General features: G+C 70.8%; 26 protein-coding genes. 11 read left to right on the forward strand and 15 right to left on the reverse strand.

Annotated features, from left to right (window positions below):
- Positions 1 to 32: 32 nt before the first annotated feature.
- From ACGFZA_RS01885 to rocD, 3 genes are all read right to left on the reverse strand, one after another.
- A complete protein-coding gene (locus ACGFZA_RS01885) occupies positions 33 to 1,295 on the reverse strand; it encodes a serine hydrolase domain-containing protein (protein ID WP_393676483.1) in 1,263 nt (420 codons plus the stop codon).
- Between the two features lie 251 nt (positions 1,296 to 1,546).
- Positions 1,547 to 2,419 carry a hypothetical protein gene (locus tag ACGFZA_RS01890; RefSeq protein WP_393677603.1) on the reverse strand — a complete coding sequence of 291 codons (873 nt, stop codon included), beginning with the start codon at positions 2,417 to 2,419 and terminating at the stop codon, positions 1,547 to 1,549.
- 83 nt (positions 2,420 to 2,502) lie between these two features.
- Complete coding sequence (gene rocD / locus ACGFZA_RS01895; RefSeq protein ID WP_385284801.1) at positions 2,503 to 3,708, reverse strand: ornithine--oxo-acid transaminase; 1,206 nt, start codon at positions 3,706 to 3,708, stop codon at positions 2,503 to 2,505.
- A gap of 213 nt (positions 3,709 to 3,921) precedes the next feature.
- Here rocD and trpS point away from each other — a divergent pair, with 213 nt between their 5' ends.
- A complete protein-coding gene (trpS, locus tag ACGFZA_RS01900) occupies positions 3,922 to 4,935 on the forward strand; it encodes a tryptophan--tRNA ligase (RefSeq protein WP_385284804.1) in 1,014 nt (337 codons plus the stop codon).
- A gap of 105 nt (positions 4,936 to 5,040) precedes the next feature.
- Complete coding sequence (locus ACGFZA_RS01905; protein ID WP_393676486.1) at positions 5,041 to 5,631, forward strand: 2'-5' RNA ligase family protein; 591 nt, start codon at positions 5,041 to 5,043, stop codon at positions 5,629 to 5,631.
- 25 nt (positions 5,632 to 5,656) lie between these two features.
- On the opposite strand, the gene ACGFZA_RS01910 is transcribed toward ACGFZA_RS01905, so the two are convergent.
- Positions 5,657 to 6,457: a decaprenylphospho-beta-D-erythro-pentofuranosid-2-ulose 2-reductase gene (locus tag ACGFZA_RS01910; RefSeq protein ID WP_385284808.1), complete on the reverse strand. Its 801-nt coding sequence runs from the start codon at positions 6,455 to 6,457 to the stop codon at positions 5,657 to 5,659.
- A gap of 113 nt (positions 6,458 to 6,570) precedes the next feature.
- The gene (locus tag ACGFZA_RS01915) at positions 6,571 to 7,959 is read right to left on the reverse strand and encodes an FAD-binding protein (RefSeq protein ID WP_385284810.1); all 1,389 of its coding nucleotides are present in this window, start codon (positions 7,957 to 7,959) and stop codon (positions 6,571 to 6,573) included.
- Between the two features lie 140 nt (positions 7,960 to 8,099).
- On the opposite strand from ACGFZA_RS01915, the gene ACGFZA_RS01920 reads away from it, so the two are divergent.
- A complete protein-coding gene (locus ACGFZA_RS01920; RefSeq protein WP_393676488.1) occupies positions 8,100 to 9,077 on the forward strand; it encodes a YihY/virulence factor BrkB family protein in 978 nt (325 codons plus the stop codon).
- Here ACGFZA_RS01920 and ACGFZA_RS01925 read toward each other — a convergent pair.
- The gene (locus tag ACGFZA_RS01925) at positions 9,025 to 10,293 is read right to left on the reverse strand and encodes a D-alanyl-D-alanine carboxypeptidase family protein (RefSeq protein WP_385284814.1); all 1,269 of its coding nucleotides are present in this window, start codon (positions 10,291 to 10,293) and stop codon (positions 9,025 to 9,027) included. The genes ACGFZA_RS01920 and ACGFZA_RS01925 overlap by 53 nt on opposite strands.
- Before the next feature lie 121 nt (positions 10,294 to 10,414).
- On the opposite strand from ACGFZA_RS01925, the gene ACGFZA_RS01930 reads away from it, so the two are divergent.
- The 3 genes from ACGFZA_RS01930 (at position 10,415) to ACGFZA_RS01940 (ending at position 13,882) form a co-directional block, all read left to right on the forward strand.
- Positions 10,415 to 10,660: an SCO4848 family membrane protein gene (locus tag ACGFZA_RS01930; RefSeq protein ID WP_385284815.1), complete on the forward strand. Its 246-nt coding sequence runs from the start codon at positions 10,415 to 10,417 to the stop codon at positions 10,658 to 10,660.
- An 83-nt stretch (positions 10,661 to 10,743) separates the two neighbouring features.
- The gene (locus ACGFZA_RS01935) at positions 10,744 to 12,090 is read left to right on the forward strand and encodes a metallophosphoesterase (RefSeq protein ID WP_393677605.1); all 1,347 of its coding nucleotides are present in this window, start codon (positions 10,744 to 10,746) and stop codon (positions 12,088 to 12,090) included.
- A gap of 238 nt (positions 12,091 to 12,328) precedes the next feature.
- Positions 12,329 to 13,882: an ABC transporter substrate-binding protein gene (locus ACGFZA_RS01940; protein WP_385284891.1), complete on the forward strand. Its 1,554-nt coding sequence runs from the start codon at positions 12,329 to 12,331 to the stop codon at positions 13,880 to 13,882.
- Positions 13,883 to 13,960: 78 nt separating this feature from the next.
- Here ACGFZA_RS01940 and ACGFZA_RS01945 read toward each other — a convergent pair whose 3' ends face one another.
- The 4 genes from ACGFZA_RS01945 to ACGFZA_RS01960 all read right to left on the reverse strand — a co-directional run bounded on the left by ACGFZA_RS01945 (position 13,961) and on the right by ACGFZA_RS01960 (position 16,897).
- Positions 13,961 to 14,683, reverse strand: coding sequence for a TetR/AcrR family transcriptional regulator (locus ACGFZA_RS01945; RefSeq protein WP_393676491.1), 723 nt, complete (start codon positions 14,681 to 14,683; stop codon positions 13,961 to 13,963).
- Between the two features lie 23 nt (positions 14,684 to 14,706).
- Entirely contained in the window at positions 14,707 to 15,156 is a 450-nt protein-coding gene (locus ACGFZA_RS01950) for a thiol-disulfide oxidoreductase DCC family protein (RefSeq protein WP_385284817.1), read from the reverse strand.
- Positions 15,157 to 15,165: 9 nt separating this feature from the next.
- On the reverse strand, positions 15,166 to 15,603 hold the full coding sequence (locus ACGFZA_RS01955; RefSeq protein WP_385284819.1) for a hypothetical protein: 438 nt from the start codon (positions 15,601 to 15,603) through the stop codon (positions 15,166 to 15,168).
- A 67-nt stretch (positions 15,604 to 15,670) separates the two neighbouring features.
- A complete protein-coding gene (locus tag ACGFZA_RS01960) occupies positions 15,671 to 16,897 on the reverse strand; it encodes an MFS transporter (RefSeq protein WP_385284821.1) in 1,227 nt (408 codons plus the stop codon).
- Between the two features lie 87 nt (positions 16,898 to 16,984).
- On the opposite strand from ACGFZA_RS01960, the gene ACGFZA_RS01965 reads away from it, so the two are divergent.
- Positions 16,985 to 17,494, forward strand: coding sequence for a MarR family winged helix-turn-helix transcriptional regulator (locus tag ACGFZA_RS01965; RefSeq protein ID WP_385284823.1), 510 nt, complete (start codon positions 16,985 to 16,987; stop codon positions 17,492 to 17,494).
- A gap of 163 nt (positions 17,495 to 17,657) precedes the next feature.
- Here ACGFZA_RS01965 and ACGFZA_RS01970 read toward each other — a convergent pair whose 3' ends face one another.
- From ACGFZA_RS01970 to ACGFZA_RS01990, 5 genes are all read right to left on the reverse strand, one after another.
- Positions 17,658 to 18,434: a succinate dehydrogenase iron-sulfur subunit gene (locus tag ACGFZA_RS01970; protein ID WP_148020328.1), complete on the reverse strand. Its 777-nt coding sequence runs from the start codon at positions 18,432 to 18,434 to the stop codon at positions 17,658 to 17,660.
- Positions 18,434 to 20,188: a succinate dehydrogenase flavoprotein subunit gene (sdhA, locus tag ACGFZA_RS01975; protein ID WP_385284825.1), complete on the reverse strand. Its 1,755-nt coding sequence runs from the start codon at positions 20,186 to 20,188 to the stop codon at positions 18,434 to 18,436. Before sdhA ends, ACGFZA_RS01970 begins: the two co-directional genes overlap by 1 nt.
- 30 nt (positions 20,189 to 20,218) lie before the next feature.
- Positions 20,219 to 20,692 (reverse strand): succinate dehydrogenase hydrophobic membrane anchor subunit, encoded by a 474-nt coding sequence (locus ACGFZA_RS01980; protein WP_148020330.1) that lies wholly within the window; start codon positions 20,690 to 20,692, stop codon positions 20,219 to 20,221.
- 5 nt (positions 20,693 to 20,697) lie between these two features.
- On the reverse strand, positions 20,698 to 21,078 hold the full coding sequence (gene sdhC, locus ACGFZA_RS01985) for a succinate dehydrogenase, cytochrome b556 subunit (protein WP_026249405.1): 381 nt from the start codon (positions 21,076 to 21,078) through the stop codon (positions 20,698 to 20,700).
- Positions 21,079 to 21,320: 242 nt separating this feature from the next.
- Entirely contained in the window at positions 21,321 to 21,824 is a 504-nt protein-coding gene (locus tag ACGFZA_RS01990; RefSeq protein ID WP_385284827.1) for a 2-oxo-4-hydroxy-4-carboxy-5-ureidoimidazoline decarboxylase, read from the reverse strand.
- Positions 21,825 to 22,177: 353 nt separating this feature from the next.
- Here ACGFZA_RS01990 and ACGFZA_RS01995 point away from each other — a divergent pair, with 353 nt between their 5' ends.
- The 4 genes from ACGFZA_RS01995 to lepB all read left to right on the forward strand — a co-directional run bounded on the left by ACGFZA_RS01995 (position 22,178) and on the right by lepB (position 26,339).
- Complete coding sequence (locus ACGFZA_RS01995; protein ID WP_393676498.1) at positions 22,178 to 23,788, forward strand: glycoside hydrolase family 20 protein; 1,611 nt, start codon at positions 22,178 to 22,180, stop codon at positions 23,786 to 23,788.
- A gap of 213 nt (positions 23,789 to 24,001) precedes the next feature.
- Positions 24,002 to 24,733: a DUF4328 domain-containing protein gene (locus ACGFZA_RS02000; protein ID WP_393676500.1), complete on the forward strand. Its 732-nt coding sequence runs from the start codon at positions 24,002 to 24,004 to the stop codon at positions 24,731 to 24,733.
- A 203-nt stretch (positions 24,734 to 24,936) separates the two neighbouring features.
- Positions 24,937 to 25,518 (forward strand): hypothetical protein, encoded by a 582-nt coding sequence (locus ACGFZA_RS02005; RefSeq protein ID WP_385284833.1) that lies wholly within the window; start codon positions 24,937 to 24,939, stop codon positions 25,516 to 25,518.
- A 107-nt stretch (positions 25,519 to 25,625) separates the two neighbouring features.
- On the forward strand, positions 25,626 to 26,339 hold the full coding sequence (gene lepB, locus ACGFZA_RS02010; protein ID WP_393676503.1) for a signal peptidase I: 714 nt from the start codon (positions 25,626 to 25,628) through the stop codon (positions 26,337 to 26,339).
- The last annotated feature ends 368 nt before the right edge of the window (positions 26,340 to 26,707 follow it).

Consider the following 26,707-nt stretch of genomic DNA (forward strand, 5'->3'; position numbering starts at 1 on the left):
ACGGCGGAGGCGGCGGACGAGGCGCCGAACCGCTACCGGGAATGTGCGGGCCGCCCCTGGCACAGCCCCGTCTGGACGGCCGATTCCATGTCGTCGTCCTGTGCGTCCGGCCCACCCGGGTCGACGTTCGTCATGACCGTCGCCTGCCTGCCGTCGGCTGTGGCGCCGCCGGCGGTCTGATAGCCGAAGACGTCGCCGCCGTGGCCCCAGTAGAGGCCGCCGCCGCAGCGCAGCGTCCGGCTCTCCAGGCCCAGGCCGTACGCCCGGTCGTCGTCACCGCCGGTCGGCCGCGTCGTCATCATCTCCTTGAGCTGGGCGGGCCGCAGCAGTTTGCCGCGCACGAGGGCGTCCAGGAAGCGGTTGAGATCGGCGCCGCTGGAGATCATCTCGCCGGACGCGCCCGCGACGGAGGGGTTGAACGCGGTGATGTCCACGAGCGGCGCGTCCTCGCCCGGGCGCACGTAGCCGCGCGGGTGCGGCCCGGGGATCGACGTGGCATCGCCGGGCACGGACGTGTCGTGCAGTCCGAGCGGCTCGATGACGCGCCGGCGGATCTCCTCGCCGTAGGCGTGCCCGGTCACCTTCTCGATGAGCATGCCCGCCAGCAGGTAGTTGGTGTTGGAGTAGTGCCACTCGGAGCCGGGCTTCGCACCGGTCTCCTCGAAGGTCGGCGGGTGGGCGAGCGCGAGGTTCACCAGGTCCCGGGTGTCGTGGTGGGCCAGCGGGTCCCCGAGGATGTCCCGCGGGTCGAGATGGTCGAGGTAGTCGGGCAAGCCGCTCGTGTGCTGGAGGAGCATGCGGACCGTGATCACCCGGCCGTCGTTCCCGTGGCCGCGGACGACGCCGGGCAGGTAGCGCTCCACCGGGGCATCGAGATCGACGCGGCCCTGTCCCACCAGCTGGAGCACGACCGTGGCCACGAAGGGCTTGGTCATGCTGCCGATCCGGAACCTGCTGTCGCCGCGCACCGACGCCCGGCTCCCCACGTCCGCGACGCCGCTGGTCAGCACGGAGCTGCCGCGTCCGTCCCGCGTCGCGACGAGCGCTCCGGGCGCACCGTCCGCGGTGGTCAGCCGGTGCATGAGCGCACGCAGCCGAGCGTCGTCGGCCGTGTGGGTGGACCGTGCGGCGGTGGTTCCGGCCGTGGTCGCCGCGGCGGTACCCGGCAGGCCGCCTCCCATCACGCCGACCGCCACGGCCAGCATGAGCGCCCCACCCCGTACACGCTTGTGCTTGATCACGTGTCCCTCATCCTCGTCGTCGTAACAAGTCCGCTGCTGCGGAAGGCTGTTCACCCCCGCACTGTCGTCGCGAGCTCACGATGCCCGAGCGGTGCGGGCCGGGGCGATGGGGCGATCATCCGGAACGGCAGGGGGATAACCCCCGTGAGGGATCCGGCCGAACGGACACGGTCCGGCCGTGCCGACCGGCGCGGTGGGGAACGCAGCGGTCCGGCGACCCGCAGCGCGCGGCGCGCGACCGGGCCGGGCCGCCCCGGGGCACGCCCGACGGGGACGAGAGCGCCGAGGGACGGCCTCTTCCCGTCCTACCGCGGGCCCACCGCAGCCGCGCCGTCCGCCGCGTCCCCGGACGCGATCTCCGCCGGGGCCTCGCCGAACCGGGCCAGGGCCAGCGCCCCCGCCACCGCCACCGCGAAGCCGGTGACCGCGAGCCAGCCGAAACCGTCGCGCGTACGGTCGCCGAGCCAGACGACCCCCACCAGCGCGGGTCCGATCGTCTCGCCCAGCACCATTCCGGCGGTCGCCGTCGTCACCGAACCCCGCTGCAGCGCGGAGGTGAGCAGCAGGAACGCCGATCCGCCGCCCACCAGCAGCGCGTACGTGGCCGGGTCGGACAGCAGCGCGGCCGGCGCGACGTCGTCGATGAGCCGGACCGCTACCTCCACCACCCCGAAACCGCACCCCGCGCCGAGCCCCAGGACGAGGGCGCGCGCCCGCCCGGTCAGCCGGCCCGCCGCCGCGCCGGTCAGCAGGATGCCGACGGCGATGCCGAGCATCGACCAGCGCAACGCGTCCGATCCGGCCGACCGCCCCTCCTCGCCGGAGGCGAGCCCCAGCATGCCGAGGCCCGCGCAGACCACGGCGACGGCCGTCCACTCGGTGGTACTCAGCCGCGCACCGAGGAGCCGGGCGGCGACGACCGCGGTCACGGCGAGACTCGCGGCCAGCGCCGCGCCCACCGCGTAGATGGGCAGGGAGCGCAGGGCGATGATCTGGAAGACGAATCCGAGACCGTCGAGGGCGAGCCCGGCCACGTACCGCCACTGGCGAAGGGCCCGCAGCAGCAGCGCCGGGTCCACCCCGGCCCCGGCCCCGGGCTCGGCGGCGGCCCGCGCGGCGACGGCCTGGAAGACGGAGGCCGTGCCGAAGCAGACCGCGGAACCGAGCGCACAGATCATCCCCAGGAGCACACGGGGACTCTACTGGCGGACCCGCGAGGGCCGGTCCGCCGCGGCGGCCGCCCCGGCCGCCCCGGGCGAGGTCAGCCCCGCAACACCTCGCGCAGCTGTTCCAGGCCCCAGTCCAGGTCCTCCTTGCTGATCACCAGCGGCGGCGCGATCCGGATCGTGGAACCGTGGGTGTCCTTCACCAGCACCCGCCGGTCCATCAGCTTCTCGGAGATCTCCCGGCCCGTGCCGCGGCCCGGGTCGATGTCGACACCCGCCCACAGCCCGCGGCCCCGCACGGCCTCCACCGCGCCGCCGCCCACCAGCAGGCCCAGCTCCTGATGGAGGTGCTCGCCCAGCTCCGCGGCCCGCTGCTGGTACTCACCGGTGCGCAGCATCGCGATGACCTCCAGCGCGACCGCGCACGCCAGCGGATTGCCGCCGAACGTCGAGCCGTGCTCCCCGGGCCGGTAGATCCCCAGCACCGCCGCGGACGACACCACCGCCGACACCGGCACCACACCCCCGCCCAGCGCCTTTCCCAGCACGTACACGTCGGGGACGACACCCTCGTGCTCACAGGCGAACGTCTTCCCGGTCCGGCCGAGACCCGACTGGATCTCGTCCGCGATGAACAGCACGTTCCGCTCGCGGGTCAGCTCCCGGACCCCGGGGAGATAGCCGGGCGGCGGAACCAGCACCCCGGCCTCGCCCTGGATCGGCTCCAGCAGCACCGCCACGGTGTTCTCGGTCATCGCGGCCCGCAGCGCGGTCAGGTCCCCGTACGGCACGATCTCGAACCCCGGGGTGTACGGACCGAAGTCCGCGCGCGCCTCGTGGTCCGTGGAGAAGCTGACGATCGTCGTCGTCCGGCCGTGGAAGTTGTCGGAGGCGACGATGATCTTCGCCATCCCGTCCGGGACGCCCTTGATCCGGTAGCCCCACTTGCGGGCGGTCTTCACCGCGGTCTCCACGGCCTCGGCCCCGGTGTTCATCGGCAGGACCATCTCCATGCCGCACAGCTCGGCGAGCCGCGTACAGAAGTCGGCGAACCGGTCGTGGTGGAAGGCCCGCGAGGTGAGGGTCACCCGCTCCAGCTGCGCCTTGGCCGCGTCGATCAGACGGCGGTTGCCGTGGCCGAAGTTGAGCGCCGAGTATCCGGCGAGCATGTCGAGGTAGCGCCGGCCCTCGACATCGGTCATCCAGGAGCCGTCCGCCGTGGCGACGACGACGGGCAGCGGATGGTAGTTGTGCGCACTGTGCGCCTCGGCGGAGGCGATGGCGGTTTCCGTGGTCGACACGGGATCTCCGTTCGTCGTGCGGCGTGGGCCAAGGGTGTGCCCACTTTGTATCGTCGGTCGGATCTCCCACGAGGAAACCTTCACTTCACGGCGCGCCCGCGTTCTCCGCCGCCGCGAGCCCCCGCGGCCCGTCCCCGGGACCGCGTCCGGCGCCCTCACGCCTTTCTTACACCGGCTGCCCGGGATCGGTTCCGTACCTGAGACAATGACTCCATGGCCTCTGAACGTCCCCGTGTGCTTTCCGGAATCCAGCCCACCGCCGGCTCGTTCCACCTCGGTAACTACCTCGGCGCCGTCCGCCAGTGGGTGGCTCTGCAGGATTCCCACGACGCCTTCTACATGGTGGTCGACCTGCACGCGATCACCGTCCCGCAGGACCCGGCGGAGCTGCGTGCCAACACCCGGCTCGCCGTCGCCCAGCTCCTCGCCGCCGGAGTGGACCCGGAGCGCTGCACGCTCTTCGTCCAGAGCCATGTCCCCGAGCACGCCCAGCTCGGGTGGGTCATGAACTGCCTGGCCGGGTTCGGCGAGGCGTCCCGGATGACGCAGTTCAAGGACAAGTCCGGCAAGCAGGGGGCCGACCGCACCACCGTCGGGCTCTTCACCTATCCGATGCTGATGGTCGCCGACATCCTGCTCTACCAGGCCGACCAGGTCCCGGTGGGCGAGGACCAGCGCCAGCACCTGGAGCTGACCCGCAATCTCGCCGAGCGGTTCAACGGCACCTACGGGGACACCTTCACCGTGCCGGACCCGTACATCCTCAAGGAGACCGGGAAGATCTACGACCTCCAGGACCCGTCCGCCAAGATGAGCAAGTCGACGGCGAACCCCAAGGGCCTGATCAACCTCCTCGACGAGCCGAAGACGACCGCCAAGAAGGTGAAGAGCGCCGTCACGGACACCGACACCGTGATCCGCTTCGACCGGGCCGAGAAGCCGGGCGTCAGCAATCTGCTGTCCGTCTACTCGACCCTCACCGACACGTCCGTCGCCGACCTGGAGCAGAAGTACGAGGGCAAGGGCTACGGTGCGCTGAAGACCGACCTCGCCGAGGTCATGGTCGATTTCGTCACACCGTTCCGCGACCGCACCCAGGAATATCTCGACGACACGGAGACGCTGGACTCCATCCTGGCCAAGGGAGCGGAGAAGGCACGGGCCGTCGCCGCCGAGACCCTGGCGCGGACCTATGACCGGATGGGTCTTCTGCCCGCCAAGCACTGAGTCCAAGGACCCTGGCGTCAGGACCTCCACAGGCTGCACACTGGCGGCGTAAAGCATCGGCTGCCAGTGGCTGAAAACAGACCATCGAGGATTGAGGAGAACGACGTGGGGACCGTAACGCTCGGCGTTTCGATCGCGGTCCCGGAGCCCTACGGCAGCCTGCTCCAGGAGCGGCGCGCGAGCTTCGGGGACCCTGCCGCACACGGCATTCCCACCCACGTCACCCTCCTGCCGCCGACCGAGGCGGCAGCGGCCGACCTGCCCGCGATCGAGGCGCACCTCGCCGAGATCGCGACCGGTGGCCGCCCCTTCCCGATGCGGCTCTCCGGCACGGGCACCTTCCGGCCGCTCTCGCCGGTCGTCTTCGTCCAGGTCGTCGAGGGCGCCTCGGCCTGTTCCTGGCTCCAGAAGCGGGTCCGGGACGCCTCCGGGCCGCTGGTGCGCGAGCTCCAGTTCCCGTACCACCCGCACGTGACCGTGGCGCACGGCATCTCCGAGGCGGCGATGGACCGGGCCTACGCGGAGCTCGGCGACTACGAGGCGTCGTGGACCTGCGGGGCCTTCGCCCTGTACGAGCAGGGCCCGGACGGCGTCTGGCGCAAGATCAACGAGTTCCCGTTCGGGGCGGGCGGCGCCGGCCCCGTCGTGCCCGCGCAGAACGGCAGCTCCGTGGACGAGCCCTCGCTCCGCACCTGAGGGGGCGGAGTCCGGGCCCGTCCGCTCAGACCGGCAGGCGCCGGAACAGCGGCCGCGGTACATGCCGCAGGGCCGACATCACGGCCCGCAGCGCCCCCGGCACCCACACCGTCTCCGAACGCCGCCGCAGCCCCGTGACGATCGCTTCCGCGACCGCGTCCGGTGTGGTCACGAGCGGAGTCCGGGTGAACGGGATCATCGCGAGCGGCGCCCCGGCCGCCGCAGCGCCGGACCCGGCCGGCGCGGTCGACGGCCGGACGAGACCGGGGCGCACGACCATCACGTGCACGCCCGTCCCGTGAAGGGCGTCCCCGAGCCCCTGCGCGAACGCGTCCAGACCCGCTTTGCTCGACCCGTAGATGAAGTCCGCGCGCCGGGCGCGCTCCCCCGCCACCGAGGACAGCACCACCAGCGAGCCGTGCCCCTGCGCCTGGAGTGCGCCGGCGCACACCAGCCCGGCGGAGACGGCCCCCGTGTAGTTCGTCTGGGCGACCCGGACCGCGGCGAGCGGCTCCTCCTCGTCGCGCTCCTGGTCGCCGGGGATACCGAAGGCGAGGAGGACCATGTCGATGTCGCCCTCGGTGAAGATCTTGCCGAGGCCGGTCTCGTGGGACTCCGTGTCCAGGGCGTCGAAGTCGACGGTACGGACGTAGGCGCCCCGTCCGCGCAGCTCGGCCGCGGCCGACTCCAGGGCGGGGGAGGGGCGTCCGGCCAGCCAGACCGTGCGGGTGCGGCGGGCGATCAGGCGGCGTGCGGTGGCGAGCCCGATCTCCGATGTGCCGCCGAGGATGAGCAGGGACTGCGGGGCACCGAAGGCATCCTTCACGAGAACGCTCCTAACTGAAGGCGGAAGTGGGGCGCGTGGCGGGCCGGCGGTCGTCGCGCCGGCAGAGGGCACCAGCCGGGGAACGAATGACCGGGGACCGGGGGATCGGGCGATCAGAGGGAGAGCCGACGCGACAGGTCCGACCGGAAGGCCCCGTTCGGGTCCAACTCGGCCCGGAGTTGCCGGAATTCACCCAGTCGCGGGTACATCGCGGACAGCGCGTCGGGCCGCAGCCGGGAGTCGGCCGTCAGACAGACCCGCCCGCCCGCCGCCGCCACCTCCTCGTCCAGCCGGTCGAGGAAGCGGGCCAGTCCCGGCAGGGCCGCGGGCAGGTCCAGGGCGAGGCTCCAGCCGGGCTCCGGGAAGGACAGCCAGCCGGGATCGCCCGGTCCGAACCGTTTGAGGACGGCGAGGTACGACGGACAGCGCCGCTGCGACACCTGCCCGACGATCCGGCGCAGTGTCTCCGCCCGCCTGTCCCCGACGGCGAACTCGTAGTGGACGAATCCGCCCCGGCCGTGGAGCCGGGGCACGTGCGGCGCGGCGTCCAGGGGGTGGAAGAACGTGGAGATCCGCTGGAGTTCACCGGTACGGGACCGGGGCGCGCGGCGGTAGCGGAGCTCGTTGAACGCGGCGGCGGACATGCGGCCGAACAGCCCGCCGGGCACGAGGCCGGGCCCCGGCACGAGGTCCGGCACGAGGTCCGCGAGGGAGTGCGCGGGGGGCGGCGGAGCGGGGCGGAAGGCCAGCGGTGTGCGCCGGGCGTGCGCCGGGAGCATATGTGGGGGCGCGTGCTCTCCCCGGGTCAGGACACCGCGCCCCGTCGACCGGCCGCGGGCGGTCAGATCGATCCAGGCCGAGGCGTAGCGGTGGCGGCGGCTGCCGGTGGCGAGCCGCGTCATCAGGTCGTCGAGATCGAGGGCCCGTTCGGTGTCGACCGACATCAGGGACGTCGCGACGGGGTGGAACCGCAGCGTGGCCGAGAGGATCACCCCGGTCAGGCCCAGGCCGCCCGCGGTCGCGTCGAAGAGCGGGGTGCCGGGGCGGACCGTACGGATCCCGCCGTCCGCGGTGAGGAGTTCGAACTCCGTGACGTGGCGGGAGAAGGAGCCCGCGGTGCGGTGGTTGTGACCGTGGACGTCGGAGCCGATCGCCCCGCCCACCGTGATGTACCGGCTGCCGGGCGTCACCGGCAGGAACCAGCCGAGCGGCAGCAGCACCTCCAGCAGCCGGTGCAGGCTCACCCCCGCGTCGCACACCACGAGGCCGGCCCCTGCGTCGATGGTGCGGATCCGGTCCAGCCCCGTCATGTCGAGGACGGAACCCCCGGCGTTCTGCGCCGCGTCGCCGTGCGCCCGGCCCAGGCCGCGGGCGATCGAGCCGCGCGGCCCGCAGCCGCGCACCGCGGCGACCGCCTCCTCGTAACTCCGGGGGTGAAAGCGCAGCGCGGTCGTCGGGGCGGTACGGCCCCAGCCGGTCAGGGACACGGTGTCGACAGACATGAGGGTGACCGTATCGCCCGAGAAAACACCTTTGAGGGATTTGTTACAACACTCACCGAAATGGGTGATTGAAGGAGCGTCATTTCCTCCGGGGTAGACCGGTCGCCCGTTTTCGGTGCCCGGGAGGGTAGTCGTACTTCATGGACTGGCTGAAAAAACTCCCCGTCATCGGGCCGATCGTCTCCCGGCTGATGGAGACGCACGCCTGGCGAAGCTACGAGACGCTGGAACGGGTCCACTGGGCCAGGCTCGCCGCGGCGATCACCTTCATCAGCTTTCTGGCGCTCTTCCCGCTGATCGCCGTGGGCGCGGCGATCGGCGCGGCGCTGCTCTCGACCGAGCAGCTGGACAAGATCGAGGACAAGGTCGCCGAGCAGGTGCCCGGCATCTCCGACCAGCTCGGCATCGACGGCCTGGTCGCCCACGCCGGGACGGTCGGGCTGGTGGCAGGCGCGCTGCTGCTCTTCACCGGCATCGGCTGGGTCGGCTCGATGCGGGACTGCCTGCGCGCCGTCTGGGAGAGGGACGACCTGAACCAGGGCAACCCGGTCCTGCGCAAACTCAAGGACGCCGGGCTGCTGTTCGGTCTCGGCGGGGCCGCCCTGGTGACCCTGGCGATCTCCTCGGTCGGCTCCGTGGCCGTCGGGCGGGTCGCCGACCTGATCAACATCCCGCAGGACGGCGCGGGCGGCGTACTGCTGCGGATCGCGGCCCTGGCGGTGGCCGTGATCGCCGACTTCCTGCTGCTGCTCTACCTGCTGACCCTGCTGCCCGGTGTCGAGCCGCCACGGCGCCGGCTCCTGGTCGCCGGGCTGATCGGCGCGGTCGGCTTCGAACTGCTCAAGCTGCTGCTCGGCAGCTATATGCAGGGCGTCGCCTCCAAGAGCATGTACGGCGCCTTCGGCGTGCCGATCGCGCTCCTGCTGTGGATCAACTTCACCGCGAAACTGCTGCTGTTCTGCGCCGCCTGGACGGCGACACCGGGCAAGGGCGAGGCAGCGCCGACGCCGGACGCGGAGCGGGACTCCGTGTCCGACGCGGACGGCAAGGCCGGTGGCAGCACCCTCAGCGGCGAGGGAGGCGCCGCACCAGGTCCGGCAGCGGCCAGCGCCGGTTGACCAGGAACGCCGCCCCGGCCAGCAGCACCAGCACCCCGGCGGTGATGCCCAGGGCGATCCCGGCCCCGCCCGTACGGCCGGCGGCCGCGGCGGTCTTCGTGTGCTGGGGCCCGTTCCCGCCCTTGTCCGAGGCCGGCTTGTCGGCCTGGGCGCCCTTGCCCGTCCCCGTATCCGTTCCGGTCTCGGCGGACTTCGGCGGCACGAGCTCGCCGACCGGGGTGACCTTGCCGCTCGCGGCGAAGCCCCAGTCGAGCAGGCTCGCCGCCTCCTTGTAGACCGCGTGCGTCTCGCTGGACGACGGGTGCATGACGGTGACGAGCAGCACCTTGCCGTTGCGCTCGGCGACGCCGGTGAACGTGTTCCCGGCGTGCGTCGTGTAGCCGTTCTTGACGCCCGCGATGCCCTTGTACGGGGTGACGCCGTCGGCCCCGGTGAGCAGCCGGTTGGTGTTCTGGATGCCGAAGCTCTCGCGCTTCTCGCCCTTCTTCTGCTCACCGGGGAACTGCGCCGTGGCGGTCGCGCAGTACTCGCGGAAGTCCGCCTTCTGCAGCCCGCTGCGGGCGAACAGCGTGAGGTCGTAGGCGCTGGAGACCTGGTTGGGGGCGTCGTACCCATCGGGCGACACCACCCTGGTGTCCAGGGCCTGGAGGTCCACCGCGTGCGTCTGCATGTCGGCGACGGTCTTGGGGATGCCCCCGTACATCGAGGCCAGCACGTGCACCGCGTCGTTGCCCGAACGCAGGAAGACCCCGAGCCACAGGTCGTGCACCGTGTAGCTGAGGTCCTCCTTCACCCCGACCAGGCTGCTGCCCTCGCCCATGTCGGCGAGGTCCTCGTCCTTGACCGTGTACTCAAGAGTCTTCGGCTGGAGGGCCGGCGCCTCCATCACGGTGTCGGCGAAGAGCATCTTCAGCGTCGAAGCCGGGGGCAGCCGCCAGTGCGGATTGTGCGAGGCGAGGATGTCGCCGGTCTCCGCGTCCGAGACCATCCAGGACCTGCCGGTCAGATCCTTCGGCAGGACCGGGGCGCCGGCGCCGAGATTGACCTGGGTCCCGCTCAGGCCGAGTTGCGCGCCACCGACCTGCGACATGCCGGTGGGCGGCTTCGGCTCGTCGTCCGCGGTGTCCTGACCGACCGCGGACGCGGGACTGACGAGGAGAACGGACAGCAGAGCGGCAGAGGTGACCGACAGAGCGGCCTTCTTGAGAGCTGGCACGGTCGAAAACGTACATGCAGTTGATCTGAATATGGATACCGGAGGTATGACCCGCCGTGCGTACCGCCGGGACAGCCCACCCCGGGCGAGGCGGCCGGAGCGCGGCGGAGATACTGATTCCATGAAGCTCAGCCGCCCCGTCTCCTGGTTCCTGCTCGCATTCGGGGTGTGGAGCTGGTTCATCTGGGTCACTTTCGTCAAAAACCTGTGGAAGGACGGCAGCGGTCTCGCCTTCGACGACGCGGGTGACCCGACTGCCTACTTCTGGGTGCATCTGCTGCTCGCCATCACGTCCTTCCTTCTGGGGACGGCAGTGGGAGTGATCGGGTTCCGCGGCGTCAGGGCCCTGCGCAGGCAAGAGGCGTAGTACGTCGACTTCCGGCCGGATCCGGATGCGGGACAAACAGCGATGAACAGGTACACATAGGTCGGGGAGTGTCCGTGGCGGTCATGGGGTTCGCGCTGTTGGCGGCAGCGGTGCTCGCGCTGCTGGTTCTCGTGCACCGCTATGTGTGGCGCCGCTTCGTCGGTGACACGACGGCAGCGGGCAGCCCCCTGCGCCGGGCCGGCACGGTGGCGGCGTACGTCCTGCCGCTGCTGAGCGTCGGTGCCCTGGTCTCCGGGCGTGCGGGGGTCCCCTTCTGGCTCCAGCGGACGCTGGCCTGGCCCGGGTATCTCTGGCTGGCCGCCCTGCTCTATCTGACGCTCGCCCTGCTGGTCGGCGAGGCGGTGCGGCCGCTGCTGCGCAGGCTGCTCGCCAGCCGGGACGCACGGGCCCCGGAAACACGGGCGACCGAGACGGCCGCACCGGTCGTGGAGACCGCCGCACCGGCCACGGACTCGACGCCCGCCGAACCGGCAACGGCCTCCGCCGCACCCGCCTCCGCGGCACCCGCCTCCGCCGCACCCGCCTCCCCCCTCTCGACCGAAGCCCCGCCGGACCCCGCGCCCCCCGCCGCCGGCCCCGCCGCCTCCTCGCGCCGCCTCTTCGTCGCGCGGGCTGTCGGGGGCGCCGCCGCCGTCGCCGGCCTTGGCATCACCGGCTACGGCACCTACGGGGTGCTGCGCGGCCCGCGCGTCAAGCGCGTCACCGTCCCGCTGGCCAGGCTGCCCCGGTCCGCCCACGGCTTCCGGATCGCCGTCGTCAGCGACATCCACCTGGGTCCGATCCTGGGCCGGGCCCACACCCAGCGGATCGTCGACACGGTCAACCGGACCCAGCCCGACCTGATCGCGGTCGTCGGGGATCTGGTCGACGGATCGGTCGCCGATCTCGGTCCGGCCGCCGAACCGCTCGCCCGGCTCCGCTCCCGGCATGGCGCGTTCTTCGTCACCGGCAATCACGAGTACTACTCCGGGGCCGCCGAATGGGTCGATCACGTAAGGGAATTGGGCCTTCGTCCGTTGGAGAACGCACGGGTCGAGATCGACGGCTTCGATCTTGCCGGGGTCAATGACATCGGGGGTGAGAGCGAAGGGCAGGGCCCCGATTTCGGCCGGGCCCTCGGAGACCGGGACCGTCGTCGCGCCGCCGTTCTCATGGCGCACCAGCCCGTCGTCATCGACGAGGCCGTCGAGTACGGCGTGGACCTGCAGCTCTCCGGGCACACCCACGGCGGCCAGCTCTGGCCGGGCAACTACATCGCGGAACTGTCCAATCCCACGGTCGCCGGGCTCGAACGCTACGGCGACACCCAGCTGTACGTCACCCGCGGCGCCGGAGCCTGGGGCCCGCCCGTGCGGGTCGGCGCACCCTCCGACATCACCGTCGTCGAGCTCGCGTCCCGCAGGGCGTAATCACCCCGCCGTTCCCAATCCCCGTCGAACACCGTCGAAATGGCCGATCGGGTGACCGGGCATGAACCCTCTGTATTCGGCCGAACGGCCCAAGGTTTCAACTAACGAACAAAAGGCTATGAGCCTCTGATTTCCTCTTCCAGATGTGAAAATCGTGTGATTGGCTGAGCGCGAACGTGCGGTGATCTGCGTATCTGAGCGCGACGCCGAGGTGGGGCTGGTAAGGGAGAGCACGGCAATGCGGTCGATCCGGCTACGGATTCTCGCGATTCTCGCGGTATTGGTCATCGCAGGCGTCGGTGCCTGGCAGTTGCTTCCCTCGGACGAGGGGAAGAGTGATCCGGTCACGGTCGGCACGACCGACGAGGTGACCTCGCTCGACCCGGCGGGCGCGTACGACGCGGGTTCGTGGGCGATGTACAGCAACGTCTACCAGTCGCTCATGACGTTCAAGTCCGGGGCGATCGTCCCCGAGCCCGACGCCGCGGAGAGCTGCCAGTTCATCGGCGGGAAGCTGCAGACGTACCAGTGCAAGCTGCGGGACGACCTGACCTTCTCCGACGGGCAGGCGATCACCGCCGAGGACGTCAAGTACTCCTTCGACCGGATGATGGAGATCAAGACGGACGTCGGTCCCTCGGTCCTCTTCCCCAGTCTGAAGAACGTGGTGACCGAGGGCCGGACCATCACCTTCAACCTCTCGGCGCGTGACGCGACCTTCCCGCAGAAGCTCGCCACCGGCGCGGGTTCGATCGTCGAGAAGGACGCCTACTCGGAGCACAAGCTGAGGGCCGACAACTCGGTCACCGGGTCCGGGCCGTACGTACTGAAGTCTTACGAGCCGGGTGCCTCCGCGGAGCTCGTCCCGAACTCGAAGTACAAGGGCGCGCTCAAGAGCACCGGTGGCCCGGTCACCGTGCGCTACTACAAGCAGTCGGACGATCTCCTGGCGGCCTGGAAGTCGGGCCAGATCGATGTCACGCACCGTCAGCTCCCGCCGTCCACGCTCGCCGAGCTGGACACCGGTGACGTCGACCAGCGCGTGACGGAGGCCGACAGCGCCGAGATCCGCAACCTGGTCTTCAACGTCCGCGCGGGCTCCCCGCTCGCCGACAAGAAGGTCCGCCAGGCCATCGCCGCGATCATCGACCGCGCGCCGCTGGTGAGCGACGTCTACAAGAGCACCGTCGAACCGCTCTACTCGCTGATCCCGCAGGGCTACATCGGGCACAGCACCCCGTTCTTCGACCAGTACCCGGCGCCCGACCCCAAGCGCGCCCGGCAGCTGATGGAGGAGGCCGGTGTGAAGCTCCCGCTGCCCGTCACCTTCGCCTACCGCGACGACGACGAGTACACGAAGGAGACGGCGGAGATCCGCCGCCAGCTGGAGGCGGACGGGCTGTTCAAGGTCACCGTGAAGGCCGTGGAGTGGCAGGCCTTCCAGAAGGGCTACGCCGCCGGCCAGTACGACATGTACACCGTCGGCTGGCTCCCGGACTACCCGGACCCCGACACCTTCAGCCAGCCGCTCGTCGGCCGCGACAGCAGCCTCCACAACGGCTACACCAGCAAGAAGATGGACCAGCTGATCAGCTCCACGCTGCAGTACAGCGACCGCAGCCGCACCTCCTCCGACTTCAAGCAGCTCCAGAAGCTGGTCGGCGAGGACGTGCCGCTCGTGCCGCTGTGGCAGAAGAAGGACTACGTCGTCGCCAAGCCCGACGTCGCCGGCTCGCAGTACCTCTCCGACGGCACCGGCATCTGGCGGCTGTGGGAACTGGGCTGGATCTGATCCGGCGTCACAGCACGACGACGAGCGGCCGTCCCGGGATCCGGTCCCGGGACGGCCGCTCGGCCGTTTCCGCCGCCGCTACTCGGGCTTGCGCGCCGCCCGGCCCGCCACTCCGGGCAGGAACTCCTCCAGCACCTCGTACACCTGGCGCACGAGCGGCCGCAGCACCCGGAACCGGGACAGGGCGACGGCCCGCGCGACGATCGGGGCGGTGCGCTCGACGAGGCGGCGGCTGCGTTCGGCGTCGTCCGTCCGGTCGTAGACCCAGTACAGCACCAGGCCCATCTGGTTCAGCCACATCAGCTGGGGCAGCAGATCGGCCAGTTCGGGGTCGACCTTGGTGCCGGAACCCGCCAGGCAGCGCTCGTGGATGGAGATCGCCGCCTCCCGCGCGGAGACCGAGTCCGGCGAGAAGGGGCTGAGCGGGCTCTCGGGGTCGGCGGCGTTCTTGAAGAACTGGGCGGCGAAGCGGTGGTACGGCTCCGCCACGTCCAGCCAGCAGAGCAGGACCCCGCGGATACGCACCGCGAGGTCCTTGTCGCCGTCCAGGACCGACTGGACCGCCACCTCGTGCTCGGCGGCGATCCGGTCGTAGAAGCCCTGGACGAGGTGTTCCTTGGACGAGAAGTAGTAGTACGCGTTCCCTACGGAGACGCCGGCCTCCTGGGCGATGGCCCGCATCGTCGTCTTGTCGTAGCCGCGTTCGGCGAAGAGCCGGAGCGCGGTCTCCAGGATGAGTGTGCGGGTCTGCTCGCTCTTGGGAGCCTTGACTTCCTTCACGTCCTTCTCTTCCTTCACCACGGTCCCGAGGGTATCCGGACCGGCTACGTTCCCGGGCCGGGGCCCTGTACCCGGCACTCCCCGCCCGCCCCGCCGCTGCCGTCCGCCCGGCACGGCCCGGCCGTCAGCGAGCGGTACCTGGCTGCGGCGAGGACGGTCGCCCGGGCGAACGGCCGGCCCGCCGGTGTGGTGAGCCAGTGGGCCGTCGGCCGGTATTCGGCCAGCGCCCAGAGGCAGACGATCCACGCGGAGGTGGACCGGTAGATCTGCCCCCGGTCACCGATCACCGTGATCTCCTCCAGCGTCCCGGAGTGGTCGAGCCCGGGGAAGCGGCGGTGCGCCTCGGCGGAGTCCGCCGGCACCAGGTCGAGCGGGACCAGCTGGCGCCTGCTCATCAGCCACTGGCGCAGATGGACGCAGAGCGAGCACTGTGCGTCGTAGAGCACGGTGAGCCGTTCGACGGACAGTCGCCGCCCAGCGGTGCGGCTCGTCATGACGGGCCCTCACGCCCTGGGGGCGGGCGTGGCCCACGGGCCCTGTCCCGGACCCGGACCCACCCAGCCCTGCGGCGCGACGGGCGGGGTGTGCTCGCGCTCCATCATGCCGCGGCGGCGGATCTTGTTGAGGACGTAGACGTTGCCCAGGTGCATGACCCCGAGGACGAGCAGGACGACGCCGATCTTGACCGACAACGCCTCGAAGAGCTGCCGGGCGTCGGCGACGCCGTCGGAGTTCTTCAGGTAGAGCGTCACGAACCCCAGGTTGACCAGGTAGAAGCCCACCACCAGCAGGTGGTTGACGGCGTCGGCGAGCTTCTCGTTCCCGTGCAGTACGTCGGCGAGGAAGACCTTGCCGTTGCGGCTGAGCGTGCGGGCGACCCAGATGGTGAGCGCCACGCTGATGAGCAGGTAAATCACGTACGCGACAACAGTGAGGTCCATGCCCCACCCTCCCTTGAACGCGTTCAAATGCTGTTGTCATGGACTGTAGACCCGTCTTTGAACATGTTCAAGCCGCGGCTTCGGTGGCCGCCGTCACGTCGGCGGGGGGAGGTGCGAAGCGCCGCACGCCCGGCACGGCCGCAGTGGCGATGCAGGCCGCGCCGACCATCAACCCCGCCACGGCCAGCGGGACTTCGGCGCCCCATGCGGAGGCCGCCAGCGGAGCCAGCGCGTACCCGAGCGGCATGGCGCCCAGTGAGAGCAGCCAGTCGTACGAGGTCACCCGGGCGAGCGCGTGGGCGGGCACGGCGGACTGGACGGCGGTCTCCCAGACCGGGTTGAGGAAGCCGAGTCCGGCCATGGCGATCCCGTACGCGACGACGGACACGGCGACGGGGGTGTGCGCGGCCAGCAGGCAGAGCGGCAGCGCGTAGAGGGCGCCGCCCAGGTTGGCGGTCAGGACCGGGCGGCGCGGCTTGGCCCGCCCTGCCACCAGCGAGCCGAGCAGCAGGCCGACGGCCCCGGTCTGGAGGAAGGCGACCCAGGCTCCCTTGCCGCCCAGGTCGCCCAGGAACAGCGCGGGGCCGACCGTCATCAGGACGGCTGCCGCGCCGTTCCAGACGGCGTGGGCGATCAGGCTCGTCCAGTACCAGTCGCGGCTGCGGACCTCGCCCCAACCCTCCTTGAGGTCGGCGATGAGCGAGCGCCGCGGGATGGGGACGTGCCGGACCTCGATCGAGGCGAGCAGCGCGGCGCTCACCGCGAAGCTCGCGCCGTCCAGGACGAAGGCCCAGCCGGGTCCCGCGGTGAACACCAGCGCCCCGGCGACGGCGGGTCCGCCGATCCGGGTCGCGCTGTTGACCACGGCCATCAGGGCGTTGGCGCGCAGCAGTTCGGACGCGTCCACGGTGCCGCGGATCAGCGGCGAGACGGTCGGCATCGAGAAGGCTCCGGCGGCGCCGCCGATCGCCTCGGCCAGGGCGATCTGCCACAGCGCCGGGGTCCCGGAGAGCAGTTCGGCGCCGACGAAGAGCTGGGTGGCGCACCGTACGAGATCGGTGGTGAGCGCGACCGTACGGGCGTTGAAGCGGTCGCCTGCCACGCCGCCGAGCGGGAGCAGGAGCAGCTTGGGCACCATCGCACAGGCGAGCACCAGGGCGAGGTCGCCGGTCGAGCCGGTGGCCAGATAGACGGCGATGCTGAGGGCGGCGGGAATCGCGGCGTCACCGAGCAGGGAGAGGCTGCGTCCGACGAAGAGGAGACGGAAGGACCGGGTGTGTAAGGGGTGCGACATGGGCGGGAATCTATTTCGCCACCGAACTATTCGTCAACGAAATATCAACTTCCGAAGCATGGAAGGGTCCGGCGTAGGCTGTGGCTCATGCAGCAACGCGACTGGACCGACGGCCACGTGGAGCGGTGGAAGCCGGTACTTCCCGAACTCGACCCCGATGTCGAGGGCGCGGTGACCCGGATGAAGAAGCTCTCCGTCCATCTGCGCCGAGTGCGTGAGCAGTCCCTGGTCGACTTCGACCTGGACCGCCAGGAGTTCGACACCCTGCACAAGCTCGCCGGCCGCGGCGGCAAGGCCGCCCCCTCCGAGCTCGCCGCCGACCTCGACCTCGCACCCGCCTCCGTCACCGGCCGGCTGGACGCCCTGGAGCGCCGCGGATTCGTCCGCCGGAGGCCCTCCACCACCGACCGGCGCCGTGTCGACGTGGAGCTGACCGACGAGGGACGCTCGACCTGGGTCGGTGCGATGGAGTTCCTCGGGCACGAGGAGGAGCGCCTGCTGGGCGTCCTGCCCAAGGACGAACGCACGCTGCTCAACGACATGCTGCGGCGCATCATGGTCGTCGCGGAGCACAAGGGCGGGGCGGACTGGGACTGAGCCGGCCCCGCTCCCGGGACGGACGCCGGGCGCTCCCGCGCACGGCATGACGCCCCGGGAGGTCCCCTCCGTGCCGAGCGCTCCCGCGTACGCAGAGAGGCCCCGCCCCCGCGGTGTTCCTGCGGGGGCGGGGCCTCTCTGCGTACGCGGGAGCTCCCGGGGGTCAGAAGCGACGCGTGATCAGCGCGCGCTTGACCTCCTGGATCGCCTTCGTGACCTCGATGCCACGCGGGCAGGCGTCCGTGCAGTTGAAGGTGGTGCGGCAGCGCCACACCCCGTCACGGTCGTTGAGGATCTCCAGGCGCTGCTCGCCGCCCTCGTCACGCGAGTCGAAGATGAAGCGGTGCGCGTTGACGATCGCCGCCGGGCCGAAGTACTGGCCGTCGTTCCAGAACACCGGGCACGAGGACGTGCACGCGGCGCACAGGATGCACTTGGTGGTGTCGTCGAAGCGCTCGCGGTCCTCGGGGGACTGCAGACGCTCGCGGGTCGGCTCGTTCCCCTTGGTGATGAGGAAGGGCATGACGTCGCGGTAGGCCTGGAAGAACGGGTCCATGTCGACCACGAGGTCCTTGAGGACCGTGAGGCCCTTGATGGCCTCGATCGTGATCGGCTTCTCCGGGCTCAGGTCCTTGATCAGCGTCTTGCAGGCGAGCCTGTTCTTGCCGTTGATCCGCATGGCGTCCGAACCGCAGATGCCGTGCGCGCAGGAGCGGCGGAACGTCAGCGTGCCGTCGGTCTCCCACTTGATCTTGTGAAGGGCGTCGAGCACACGCTCCTTCGGGTCGATCTCGATCTGGAAGTCCTGCCACTGGGCCTCGTCGGAGACCTCCGGGTTGAACCGCCGGATCCGGAAGGTCGCCGTGATGTACGGCGAGTCGGCGAAACCGGCCTCGGGCTCGGGAGCCTTGTCTGCCTTTTCCAGGGTGGGGGTAGCCATCAGTACTTACGCTCCATCGGCTGGTAGCGGGTCTGGACGACCGGCTTGTAGTCCAGCCGGATCGACTCGGTGCCGTCGTCGGCGACCTCGCGGTACGCCATGGTGTGGCGCATGAAGTTGACGTCGTCGCGGTTCGGGTAGTCCTCGCGGTAGTGACCGCCGCGGGACTCCTTGCGCGCCAGCGCCGACGTCGCCATGACCTCGGCGAGGTCGAGCAGGTTGCCCAGCTCGATGGCCTCCAGCAGGTCGGTGTTGAACCGCTTGCCCTTGTCCTGGATGGACACGTCGAGGTAGCGCTTGCGCAGCTCCGCGATCTTGTCGACCGCGGTCTTGATCGTCTGCTCGGTGCGGAACACCATCACGTTGGCGTCCATGCACTCCTGCAGCTCCAGGCGGATCGCCGAGACGCGCTCGGTGCCCGTGGAGTTGCGCAGCCGCTCGACCTGGTCGACGACCTGCTGCGCCGGGTTCTCGGGAAGCTCGAGGAAGTCGTTCTTCGCGGAGTACTCGGCGGCGGCGATGCCCGACCGGCGTCCGAAGACGTTGATGTCGAGCAGCGAGTTGGTGCCGAGGCGGTTGGCGCCGTGCACGGAGACGCACGCGACCTCGCCGGCGGCGTACAGGCCCGGGACGACGGTGGTGTTGTCGGCCAGCACCTCGCCCTCGACGTTGGTCGGGATGCCGCCCATGGCGTAGTGCGCGGTCGGCTGGATCGGGATCGGGTCCGTGTAGGGCTCGATGCCGAGGTACGTACGCGCGAACTCCGTGATGTCCGGGAGCTTGGCGTCCAGCTGCTCCGGCGGGAGGTGCGTGAGGTCGAGGTAGACGTGGTCGCCCTCGGGACCGCAGCCGCGGCCCTCGCGGATCTCGGTGTAGATGGAGCGGGACACGACGTCACGGGACGCGAGGTCCTTCATGACGGGCGCGTACTTCTCCATGAAGCGCTCGCCGTCCTTGTTGCGGAGGATGCCGCCCTCACCGCGGGCGCCCTCCGTCAGCAGGATGCCCATGCGCCAGATGCCGGTCGGGTGGAACTGGAAGAACTCCATGTCCTCCAGCGGCAGGCCCCGGCGGTAGCAGGCGGCCTGGCCGTCACCGGTCAGGGTGTGTGCGTTCGACGTCACCTTGAAGAACTTGCCGGTGCCGCCCGAGGCGTAGATGACCGACTTCGCCTGGAAGACGTGGATCTCGCCGGTGGCCAGCTCGTAGGCGACGACGCCGGCGGACTTCTTGACGCCGTCCTCCTCGACGACCAGCTGGTCCAGGACGTAGAACTCGTTGAAGAACTCCACGCCCTCCTTGACGCAGTTCTGGTACAGCGTCTGGAGGATCATGTGGCCGGTGCGGTCGCCCGAGTAGCAGGCGCGGCGGACCGGGGCCTCGCCGTGGTTACGGCTGTGGCCGCCGAAGCGGCGCTGGTCGATCTTGCCCTCGGGCGTACGGCCGAACGGCAGGCCCATCTTCTCGAGGTCGAGAACGGCGTCGATGGCCTCCTTCGCCAGGATCTCGGCGGCGTCCTGGTCGACCAGGTAGTCGCCGCCCTTGATCGTGTCGAAGGTGTGCCACTCCCAGTTGTCCTCCTCCACGTTGGCGAGCGCGGCGGCCATGCCGCCCTGCGCCGCGCCCGTGTGGGAGCGGGTGGGATAGAGCTTGGTCAGCACGGCGGTGCGGCTGCGCTTGGTCGACTCGATGGCCGCGCGCATGCCGGCGCCGCCGGCGCCGACGATGACGGTGTCGTACTTGTGGATCTGCATGGTTTACCTCTGGTCCTTCGGGCCCGGCGTCTAGCGGATGTTCGGGTCGAAGGTGAAGATCACCAGCGTTCCCAGCAGGACGGTGAACACCGTGGCGGTGTACAGCAGCATCTTCAGCCAGAAGCGGGTGTTGTCCCGTTCGGCGTAGTCGTTGATGACCGTACGGAGACCGTTGGCGCCGTGCAGCATGGCGAGCCACAGCATCGCCAGGTCCCAGACCTGCCAGAACGGCGAGGCCCAGCGGCCCGCCACGAAGGCGAAACCGATCTTGGAGACGCCGCCGTCCAGCACCAGCTGGATCAGCAGGTGGCCCAGGACCAGGACGACCAGCACGATGCCCGACAGGCGCATGAAGAGCCAGGCGTACATCTCGAAGTTGGTGCGCGAACCCTTGGGGGTCTTGCCGGTCCGCTTGCGCGGCGGCTCGATCACGGGCGCCGGGTTGTCGACGTCGTACAGGGCCGCGCCCTCGACGTCGCCGATCGCGGAAGTCTCGGTGGACATTGGCCTCAGCTCCCGAATACTTCGCGTACGGCGTGGCCGAGGACGGGGTACAGGGCCCCGACCATCAGCACGATCCAGATACCCAGTACGGCCCAGAGCATCTGCTTCTGAACGCGCGGGCCCTTGGCCCAGAAGTCCACGGCGACGATGCGCAGACCGTTGAGCGCGTGGAAGAGAATCGCGGCCACCAGGCCGTATTCGAGGAGCGCGACGATCGGCGTCTTGTACGTGGACACGACGTCGTCGTATGCCTCGGGGGAGACGCGGACGAGGGCGGTGTCCAGGACATGTACGAACAGGAAGAAGAAAATGAGGACACCGGTGACTCGATGAGCCACCCAGGACCACATGCCTTCCCGGCCGCGGTACAGCGTTCCAGCCGGCACGGAAGAACCCTCCGGGAGCGGGGATTGGGGTCGGCCGGCTTGACTGTCGGTCTGACCCGGCCGGGTACGGTCCACCGGCCCCGGCCATCGTAGCGACGGTTTGTCGGTTCGTTCGCGCCGGGGCCTCTGGTGTGATCAAAGTGGCAATCAAACAGGCACGTACGGGCTATAGCGGTACTCCGACGGGCCTCTCGACCGGCCTGTGGCCGGGGATCCGCACGTCGGGGCCGCCTGCTGGCCCGTTACTGACTCGATACCAGCTCGATGATGCGGCCCCGGGCGAGTCGCCGCATCTCGTCGGCCGTCACCACCCGCTCCTGTTCGGGTTCGTGCCCCAGCCGGGCCCGGATGCCGGCCAGCACCTGGTCGGGGTGCTCGGCGGTCCGGAAGCCGTCCAGACAGATCACGAAGACGTGACCGAATTTGCATTCGTACGCGGCGTGCGCGGCGGCCAGCGCGAGATGGGCGGAGTGCGGCGCGTCCGGGTGCAGCCCCGGGGAGACCTCGACGGCGAGTGCCTCGGCGCGCTCGGTGGGGGAGAGGTCGTATCCCGCCTCGTCGGCGGCGGCGAGCAACGCGTCCAGATCCGGGTACGGGCGGTGGCCGGTCAGCCGCTTGGCCCAGCGGCGGCTGCCGTAGCACTCCAGCAGGGCGGCCTCGGCCTCGGCGGCGGGGGCGGTGTTGAACCGCAGCAGGCCGACGGGGCCGTAGGGGGCCCGGCCGGGCACGGGTCCGCAGCTCTGCACGGGTACGGCGGTCCGCGGGGCGGACGGGGGCGGCTGCTCGGGGAGGCCGGCGTGGGACTCGCTGGACCTGGACAGCGTGGGCTCCTCGAATCAGCGGCATCTGTGAACCTGGAGTGGGGAGGGACCGGAGAGACCAGGTGGATGCAGGGTGAAGGGAGAGACGAATGTGCCTCAAAGCTAGCGACGTCGGGCAACGGCCGTCCGACGGATGCGCGAATTTCACCCGGACGGGAGAGTTTCACGATGCGTGAGGGACGTGTGGGCGAGGAGAATGCCCGGCTATCTCCCTGCATCTGCCTTGATTTCTCGTACTTCTGCTCTCTTTCCCCCCTGAAACCGGAGGTTTCTGACTGATGGCACCCTCACGCGGCGCCCTCATGGCCGTCACGGCGGTGGCTGCGGCGGCCGTCACCGTCGCCGCCTGCGACGGCTCCGGCACCGAACACGGGAACGGCTCCGAGACATCCCGCTCGGCGGCGTCACCGTCCGCGTCCCCCACGCCCTCCCCGACCCGGAGCTACCCGCTCTCGAAGACGCCCCGCACCATCCCCGCCGTACGGGAGCACACCCCCGCCCGCGGTCCCGGCTGGCGGCCGGGGAAGGACAGCGCGGTGGTGATCGGCAAGGGCGACAAGGCGCTCGCCGACGAGGGGCGGCTGCTCGCCGGTGAGCTGAAGATCGGCTACCGGGGCGAGGAGCCGGCCCGGGCCGGTGACGTGGCGCTGGACCTGAACACGAAGGACGGCGGCGGGCCCGAGTCGTACACCCTGCGGACCCGCGACGGACGCGTCACCATCAGCGGGCCCGGCCAGGCGGGGGTCTTCTACGGGACCCGTACCCTCAAGCAGTCCGTGCGGGCCGACGGGGCCATGCCCGAGGGGGAGGTGCGCGACCGCCCCGACCGCCCGCAGCGCGGGCTCAACCTCGACATCGCGCGCAAGCACTACAGCGCCGGCTGGATCGAGGACCGGCTGCGCGACATGGCCGACATCAAGCTCAACCAGCTCGGCCTGCACTTCTCCGACGACCAGGCCTTCCGCATCGAGTCCGACACCCACCCCGAGGTGGTGTCGCCCGAGCACCTGACCAAGGCGGAGGTGCGGCACATCGTCGCCCTGGCCGGCCGGATGCACATCGAGGTCGTCCCGGAGATCGACTCCCCGGGCCACCTCGGCGCGGTCCTGAGCGCCCACCCCGACCTCCAGCTGTTCAACGTCTCGGGCGTGCCGTCGAAGGGGTCGCTCGACATCTCGAAGCCGGGCGCGGCGAAGCTCATCGACGAGCTCCTCGGCGAGTACACCGAGCTGTTCGGCGGCGCCTACTGGCACCTGGGCGCCGACGAGTACCAAGCGCTCACGGTGAGCAGTCCCGCCGCGTCGTATCCGCAGCTCCAGCGGGCGGCCGTGAAGAAGTACGGGGCGCAGGCCGGGATCGAGGACCTCGCCACCGGCTGGCTCAACGACCGTGCGGCAGTGGTCCGGCCGCACGGGATGACGCCCAAGGCGTGGAACGACGGCCTCTTCCGCGACAGCACCGTCCGGGCCGACAAGGACATCGAGATCGAGTACTGGACGGGCAAGGAGTACGGCGCCCGGCCGCCGGAGCAGTATCTGAGCGAGGGGTTCAAGATGCTGAACCTCAACGACGAGTTCCTCTATTACGTGCTCGGCCAGCCCAACGCCTTCGTCTATCCCACCGGCAAGCGCATCTACGAGCAGTGGACCCCCCTCGTCCTGCGCGGCACGAGCCCCGTTCCGGCGAAGTACTCGGACCAGATCCTCGGCGGCCGGTTCGCGGTCTGGGGCGACTTCCCGAACGCCCAGACCGCGGAGCAGGTGGCCCAGGGCATCCGGATGCCCCTGCGGGCGACCTCCCAGAAGCTGTGGGACCCGGGCACACCGAAGCTGAGCTGGGACGGGTTCACGGCGCTGGCGAAGGAGATCGACCGGGGCCGGGCCGGCTGAGGCCCGAACCCCGTGGACAGCGCGGCGCGCGGAGACTACGTTCCGCTTGCCGCGTGGTCCGGGGAGGGACGCGCGCTCGATGCGTAGACGTCCGAAGCCCTGGGGGGTTCCACTGTCATGCTCTGCTCACTCTGCGGTACGAGACCGGCCACCACCGCCGACGGGCGGTGCACCGTGTGCGCCGCTTTCCGCCGTTCACGGGCGGGCGGGCTGATGCCGGCGCCGACCGGACCGCCGACCAGGCGTTCCCTGCGGTCACCGGTCGGCCTCGGCGCGGCGGTGTGTGTGCTGCTCGGCGCGGTGGCCGTGGCGGACGTGCTCGCCATCGGCGCCGGCGCCCACTCGCGTCAGTTGTTCAGCGAGGGGATGGCGGACGACTTCCTGACGTACGACGAAGCGGCCGGGGACCGCGCCGACCTGCTGTACCGGGCCTCCGGGTCGCTCCAGGTGCTGACCTTGCTGGCCACCGTCGTCGTCTTCCTCGTCTGGTTCCGCCGCGTGCGGCTCAACGCGGAGGTGTTCGACCCGTACGCCCACTCGCTGCGGCCCGGCTGGGCGCTCGGCGGGTGGTTCGTCCCCATCGCCGTTCTCTGGCTGCCCCACCGCGTCGCGAGCGGCACCTGGACCGCGAGCTCCCCGGGCGGCAGCAACCGCCCTCCGACCCCGCGCGGACTGCTGCATGCCTGGTGGGCGGCGCTGCTCTGCGCGCAAGTCTTCTCCCGGTACGCCGATCAGGCCTACTCGGACGCCGAGGAGCCGGACGAGGTCCTGACCGCCTTCGACCAGGTCATGGCCGCTGACGCGCTCGACATCCTCGCCGCTGTGCTCGCCATCCTGTTCGTGCGCCGGCTGACCGCGATGCAGGGCGAGCGGGCGGCGCAGGGGCCCGCTCCCGTCGCCCCGGCCATCCCGGCGGAGCGGGCCGACTGGGGCCGGGCGCACTGACGGCCCGGTGCGGGGGCCGGGGCCTCTCCTGCGGATCGGACCGGACCGGGCTCGTGGGAGCCCGCCTGATCCGGACGTAGGGCGCGAGCGACGGTATTCAGACGGTACGAGTGACGATTTTCGGCCATTCGGCGCTGAACGCGATAAGACGACGCGCTGCGTCCCCGTACGTCCGCGTACGGGGGTGCCGACGGGAGACGCCGATGAGCCTGCTCGAACTGATCGCCGCCGCTGACGCCCGGGGGCTCGCCGTGAGCGGGGCCGCCTGCCTCGACCGGTGCCTGCCGCAACCCGCCGGAGGAGCCGAACCGGATCCGCTGCGTCCGCTCTGGGCCGGCTGCGCCGACCCGCACCACTGGCCGCAACGGCTGGCCGAAGCGCGGGCGGCAGTGGACGGCCTGCCGGATGCGCCGGAAGGCGCGCAGGAAGCCGTCCTGCGGATCCGGGCGCTGCTCGATGAGGCGCCGGAGGAGCGGTCGGGCGAGGAACTGCGCACCTGGGCGGACGCCTGCTCGGCCCTGGCCCTCGACATCCACCGCGGGCACGACACCGCGCGCGCCGACGTCACCGAGCTGGTGGGGCGCTGCCGGGCCGGCGATCCGTCGGACGCGGGGCCACTGCTGTCCGGGGAGGCCGCCCGGCAGGTCCGGATCCTGGAGATGCTGGCCGAGATCGGGGCCGCCGCCCCCATGGGCGCGGGCCTGCGGCAGGTGATGGACGTGTCGACCGAGGGCCAGCGGGTCCTGCGCGCGGCTGCCTCGCGACGGGCCCGGGTGCGCGGCTGACGCGAGGCACGTCCCGGCCTTCCGTCCGCGACGGAGAACCCCCCTGCACGACGTTCCGATTCCGGCGCGGGCGAACGCCCGCGCCCGTACGAGTGACGGAGAGACCCATGAGTGGAAGTCAACGCCCGCGCACCGGACGCGGTTGGTGGGTCACGGGGGTGGTCCTGGTCGCCTTGGGCGTCGCCACGGCTGCCGGTGCGTTCTGGTTCTCCCGGAGCTCCTACACGGTGATCACGGAGGTCGGAGGGTCGATGGAACCCACGTACCCCCAGGGCCGCCGTGTCGTGATCGAGCGATCCGGCGGCGAGGAGGCGGAGCGGGGGGACGCGGTGCTCTACAAGGTGCCGGACCGCTACGAGGGGATGCCGGTCCTGCAGCGCGTGATCGGGCTCGGCGGCGACCACCTCGTCTACTCCGGCGGGACGTTGACCGTCAACGGAAGACGGGTCGATGAGCCCTACGCGAAAAAGGAGGACGGCGGACACGGCGTCCCGGCGTACGACGTGAAGGTGGCCCCCGGCCGGATGTTCCTCATGGGTGACAACCGTGGGAACGCGCACGACTCGCGGTACTTCCCGGATGACCACTCGGGCACCGTGCCCGTATCCGCCGTCCAGGGCCGTGCGTTGGGGAACAGCGCGGTCCCGGTGGTGCTCGGCCTGACCGCGGTGCTCGGCATCCTCCTCGCCGTGGGCGGCGGCATCTGCGTGCTGGCCGGTCTGCTGATCCGCAGGGCCGGGCGGGCGCGGGCGCTCTCCGGGCCGTCCCCGGTGCCCGGCGTCGACGGCCAACAGGCCTTGTGGTCCGCGCCGGAGCGGTGAACGAGACAGGACGACAGGGTGCGGGAGCCCCCCCCGAGGGGCGGCGGACAGCGGAAGGGCCGGCCGGACCACGGCCTGAGGCTGTGAGCTCCGACACGGGCGAAGGGAGTCCGGCGCCGGGGATTCAGGGGCCACCGACCCGCGTTCTGCCTGGCCAGGTGTGGGGGAGTGGAACGACGACCGGGGCCGCCACCCCCCACAGGAGAGGCCCCGGTCGTCTTCCGCGGGGCCGCAGGACGACCCCGTACTCATCTCAGCGCCGTGACTGCGTTTTCTGTCACACCGCACGGTGTCCGAAGAATGTTGCGGGTTGTACAAGTCATGGACGCGATGCCCGCGAAGGACGTAGCGTGCTGAGTCGCGCAGGG

Origin of the sequence: Streptomyces sp. NPDC048211 (genome assembly GCF_043202315.1) — a bacterium.
Classification (GTDB): Bacteria; Actinomycetota; Actinomycetes; order Streptomycetales; family Streptomycetaceae; genus Streptomyces.

Coding starts and splice junctions, on each gene's coding strand:
- ACGFZA_RS01890 (WP_393677603.1), bottom strand. CDS start 2,419: ATGATCTGTGCGCTCGGTTCCGCGGTCTGCTTCGGCACGGCCTCCGTC.
- trpS (WP_385284804.1), top strand. CDS start 3,922: ATGGCCTCTGAACGTCCCCGTGTGCTTTCCGGAATCCAGCCCACCGCC.
- ACGFZA_RS01915 (WP_385284810.1), bottom strand. CDS start 7,959: ATGTCTGTCGACACCGTGTCCCTGACCGGCTGGGGCCGTACCGCCCCG.
- ACGFZA_RS01920 (WP_393676488.1), top strand. CDS start 8,100: ATGGACTGGCTGAAAAAACTCCCCGTCATCGGGCCGATCGTCTCCCGG.
- ACGFZA_RS01930 (WP_385284815.1), top strand. CDS start 10,415: ATGAAGCTCAGCCGCCCCGTCTCCTGGTTCCTGCTCGCATTCGGGGTG.
- ACGFZA_RS01935 (WP_393677605.1), top strand. CDS start 10,744: ATGGGGTTCGCGCTGTTGGCGGCAGCGGTGCTCGCGCTGCTGGTTCTC.
- ACGFZA_RS01940 (WP_385284891.1), top strand. CDS start 12,329: ATGCGGTCGATCCGGCTACGGATTCTCGCGATTCTCGCGGTATTGGTC.
- ACGFZA_RS01950 (WP_385284817.1), bottom strand. CDS start 15,156: ATGACGAGCCGCACCGCTGGGCGGCGACTGTCCGTCGAACGGCTCACC.
- ACGFZA_RS01955 (WP_385284819.1), bottom strand. CDS start 15,603: ATGGACCTCACTGTTGTCGCGTACGTGATTTACCTGCTCATCAGCGTG.
- ACGFZA_RS01960 (WP_385284821.1), bottom strand. CDS start 16,897: ATGTCGCACCCCTTACACACCCGGTCCTTCCGTCTCCTCTTCGTCGGA.
- ACGFZA_RS01965 (WP_385284823.1), top strand. CDS start 16,985: ATGCAGCAACGCGACTGGACCGACGGCCACGTGGAGCGGTGGAAGCCG.
- ACGFZA_RS01970 (WP_148020328.1), bottom strand. CDS start 18,434: ATGGCTACCCCCACCCTGGAAAAGGCAGACAAGGCTCCCGAGCCCGAG.
- sdhA (WP_385284825.1), bottom strand. CDS start 20,188: ATGCAGATCCACAAGTACGACACCGTCATCGTCGGCGCCGGCGGCGCC.
- ACGFZA_RS01980 (WP_148020330.1), bottom strand. CDS start 20,692: ATGTCCACCGAGACTTCCGCGATCGGCGACGTCGAGGGCGCGGCCCTG.
- ACGFZA_RS01995 (WP_393676498.1), top strand. CDS start 22,178: ATGGCACCCTCACGCGGCGCCCTCATGGCCGTCACGGCGGTGGCTGCG.
- ACGFZA_RS02000 (WP_393676500.1), top strand. CDS start 24,002: ATGCCGGCGCCGACCGGACCGCCGACCAGGCGTTCCCTGCGGTCACCG.
- ACGFZA_RS02005 (WP_385284833.1), top strand. CDS start 24,937: ATGAGCCTGCTCGAACTGATCGCCGCCGCTGACGCCCGGGGGCTCGCC.
- lepB (WP_393676503.1), top strand. CDS start 25,626: ATGAGTGGAAGTCAACGCCCGCGCACCGGACGCGGTTGGTGGGTCACG.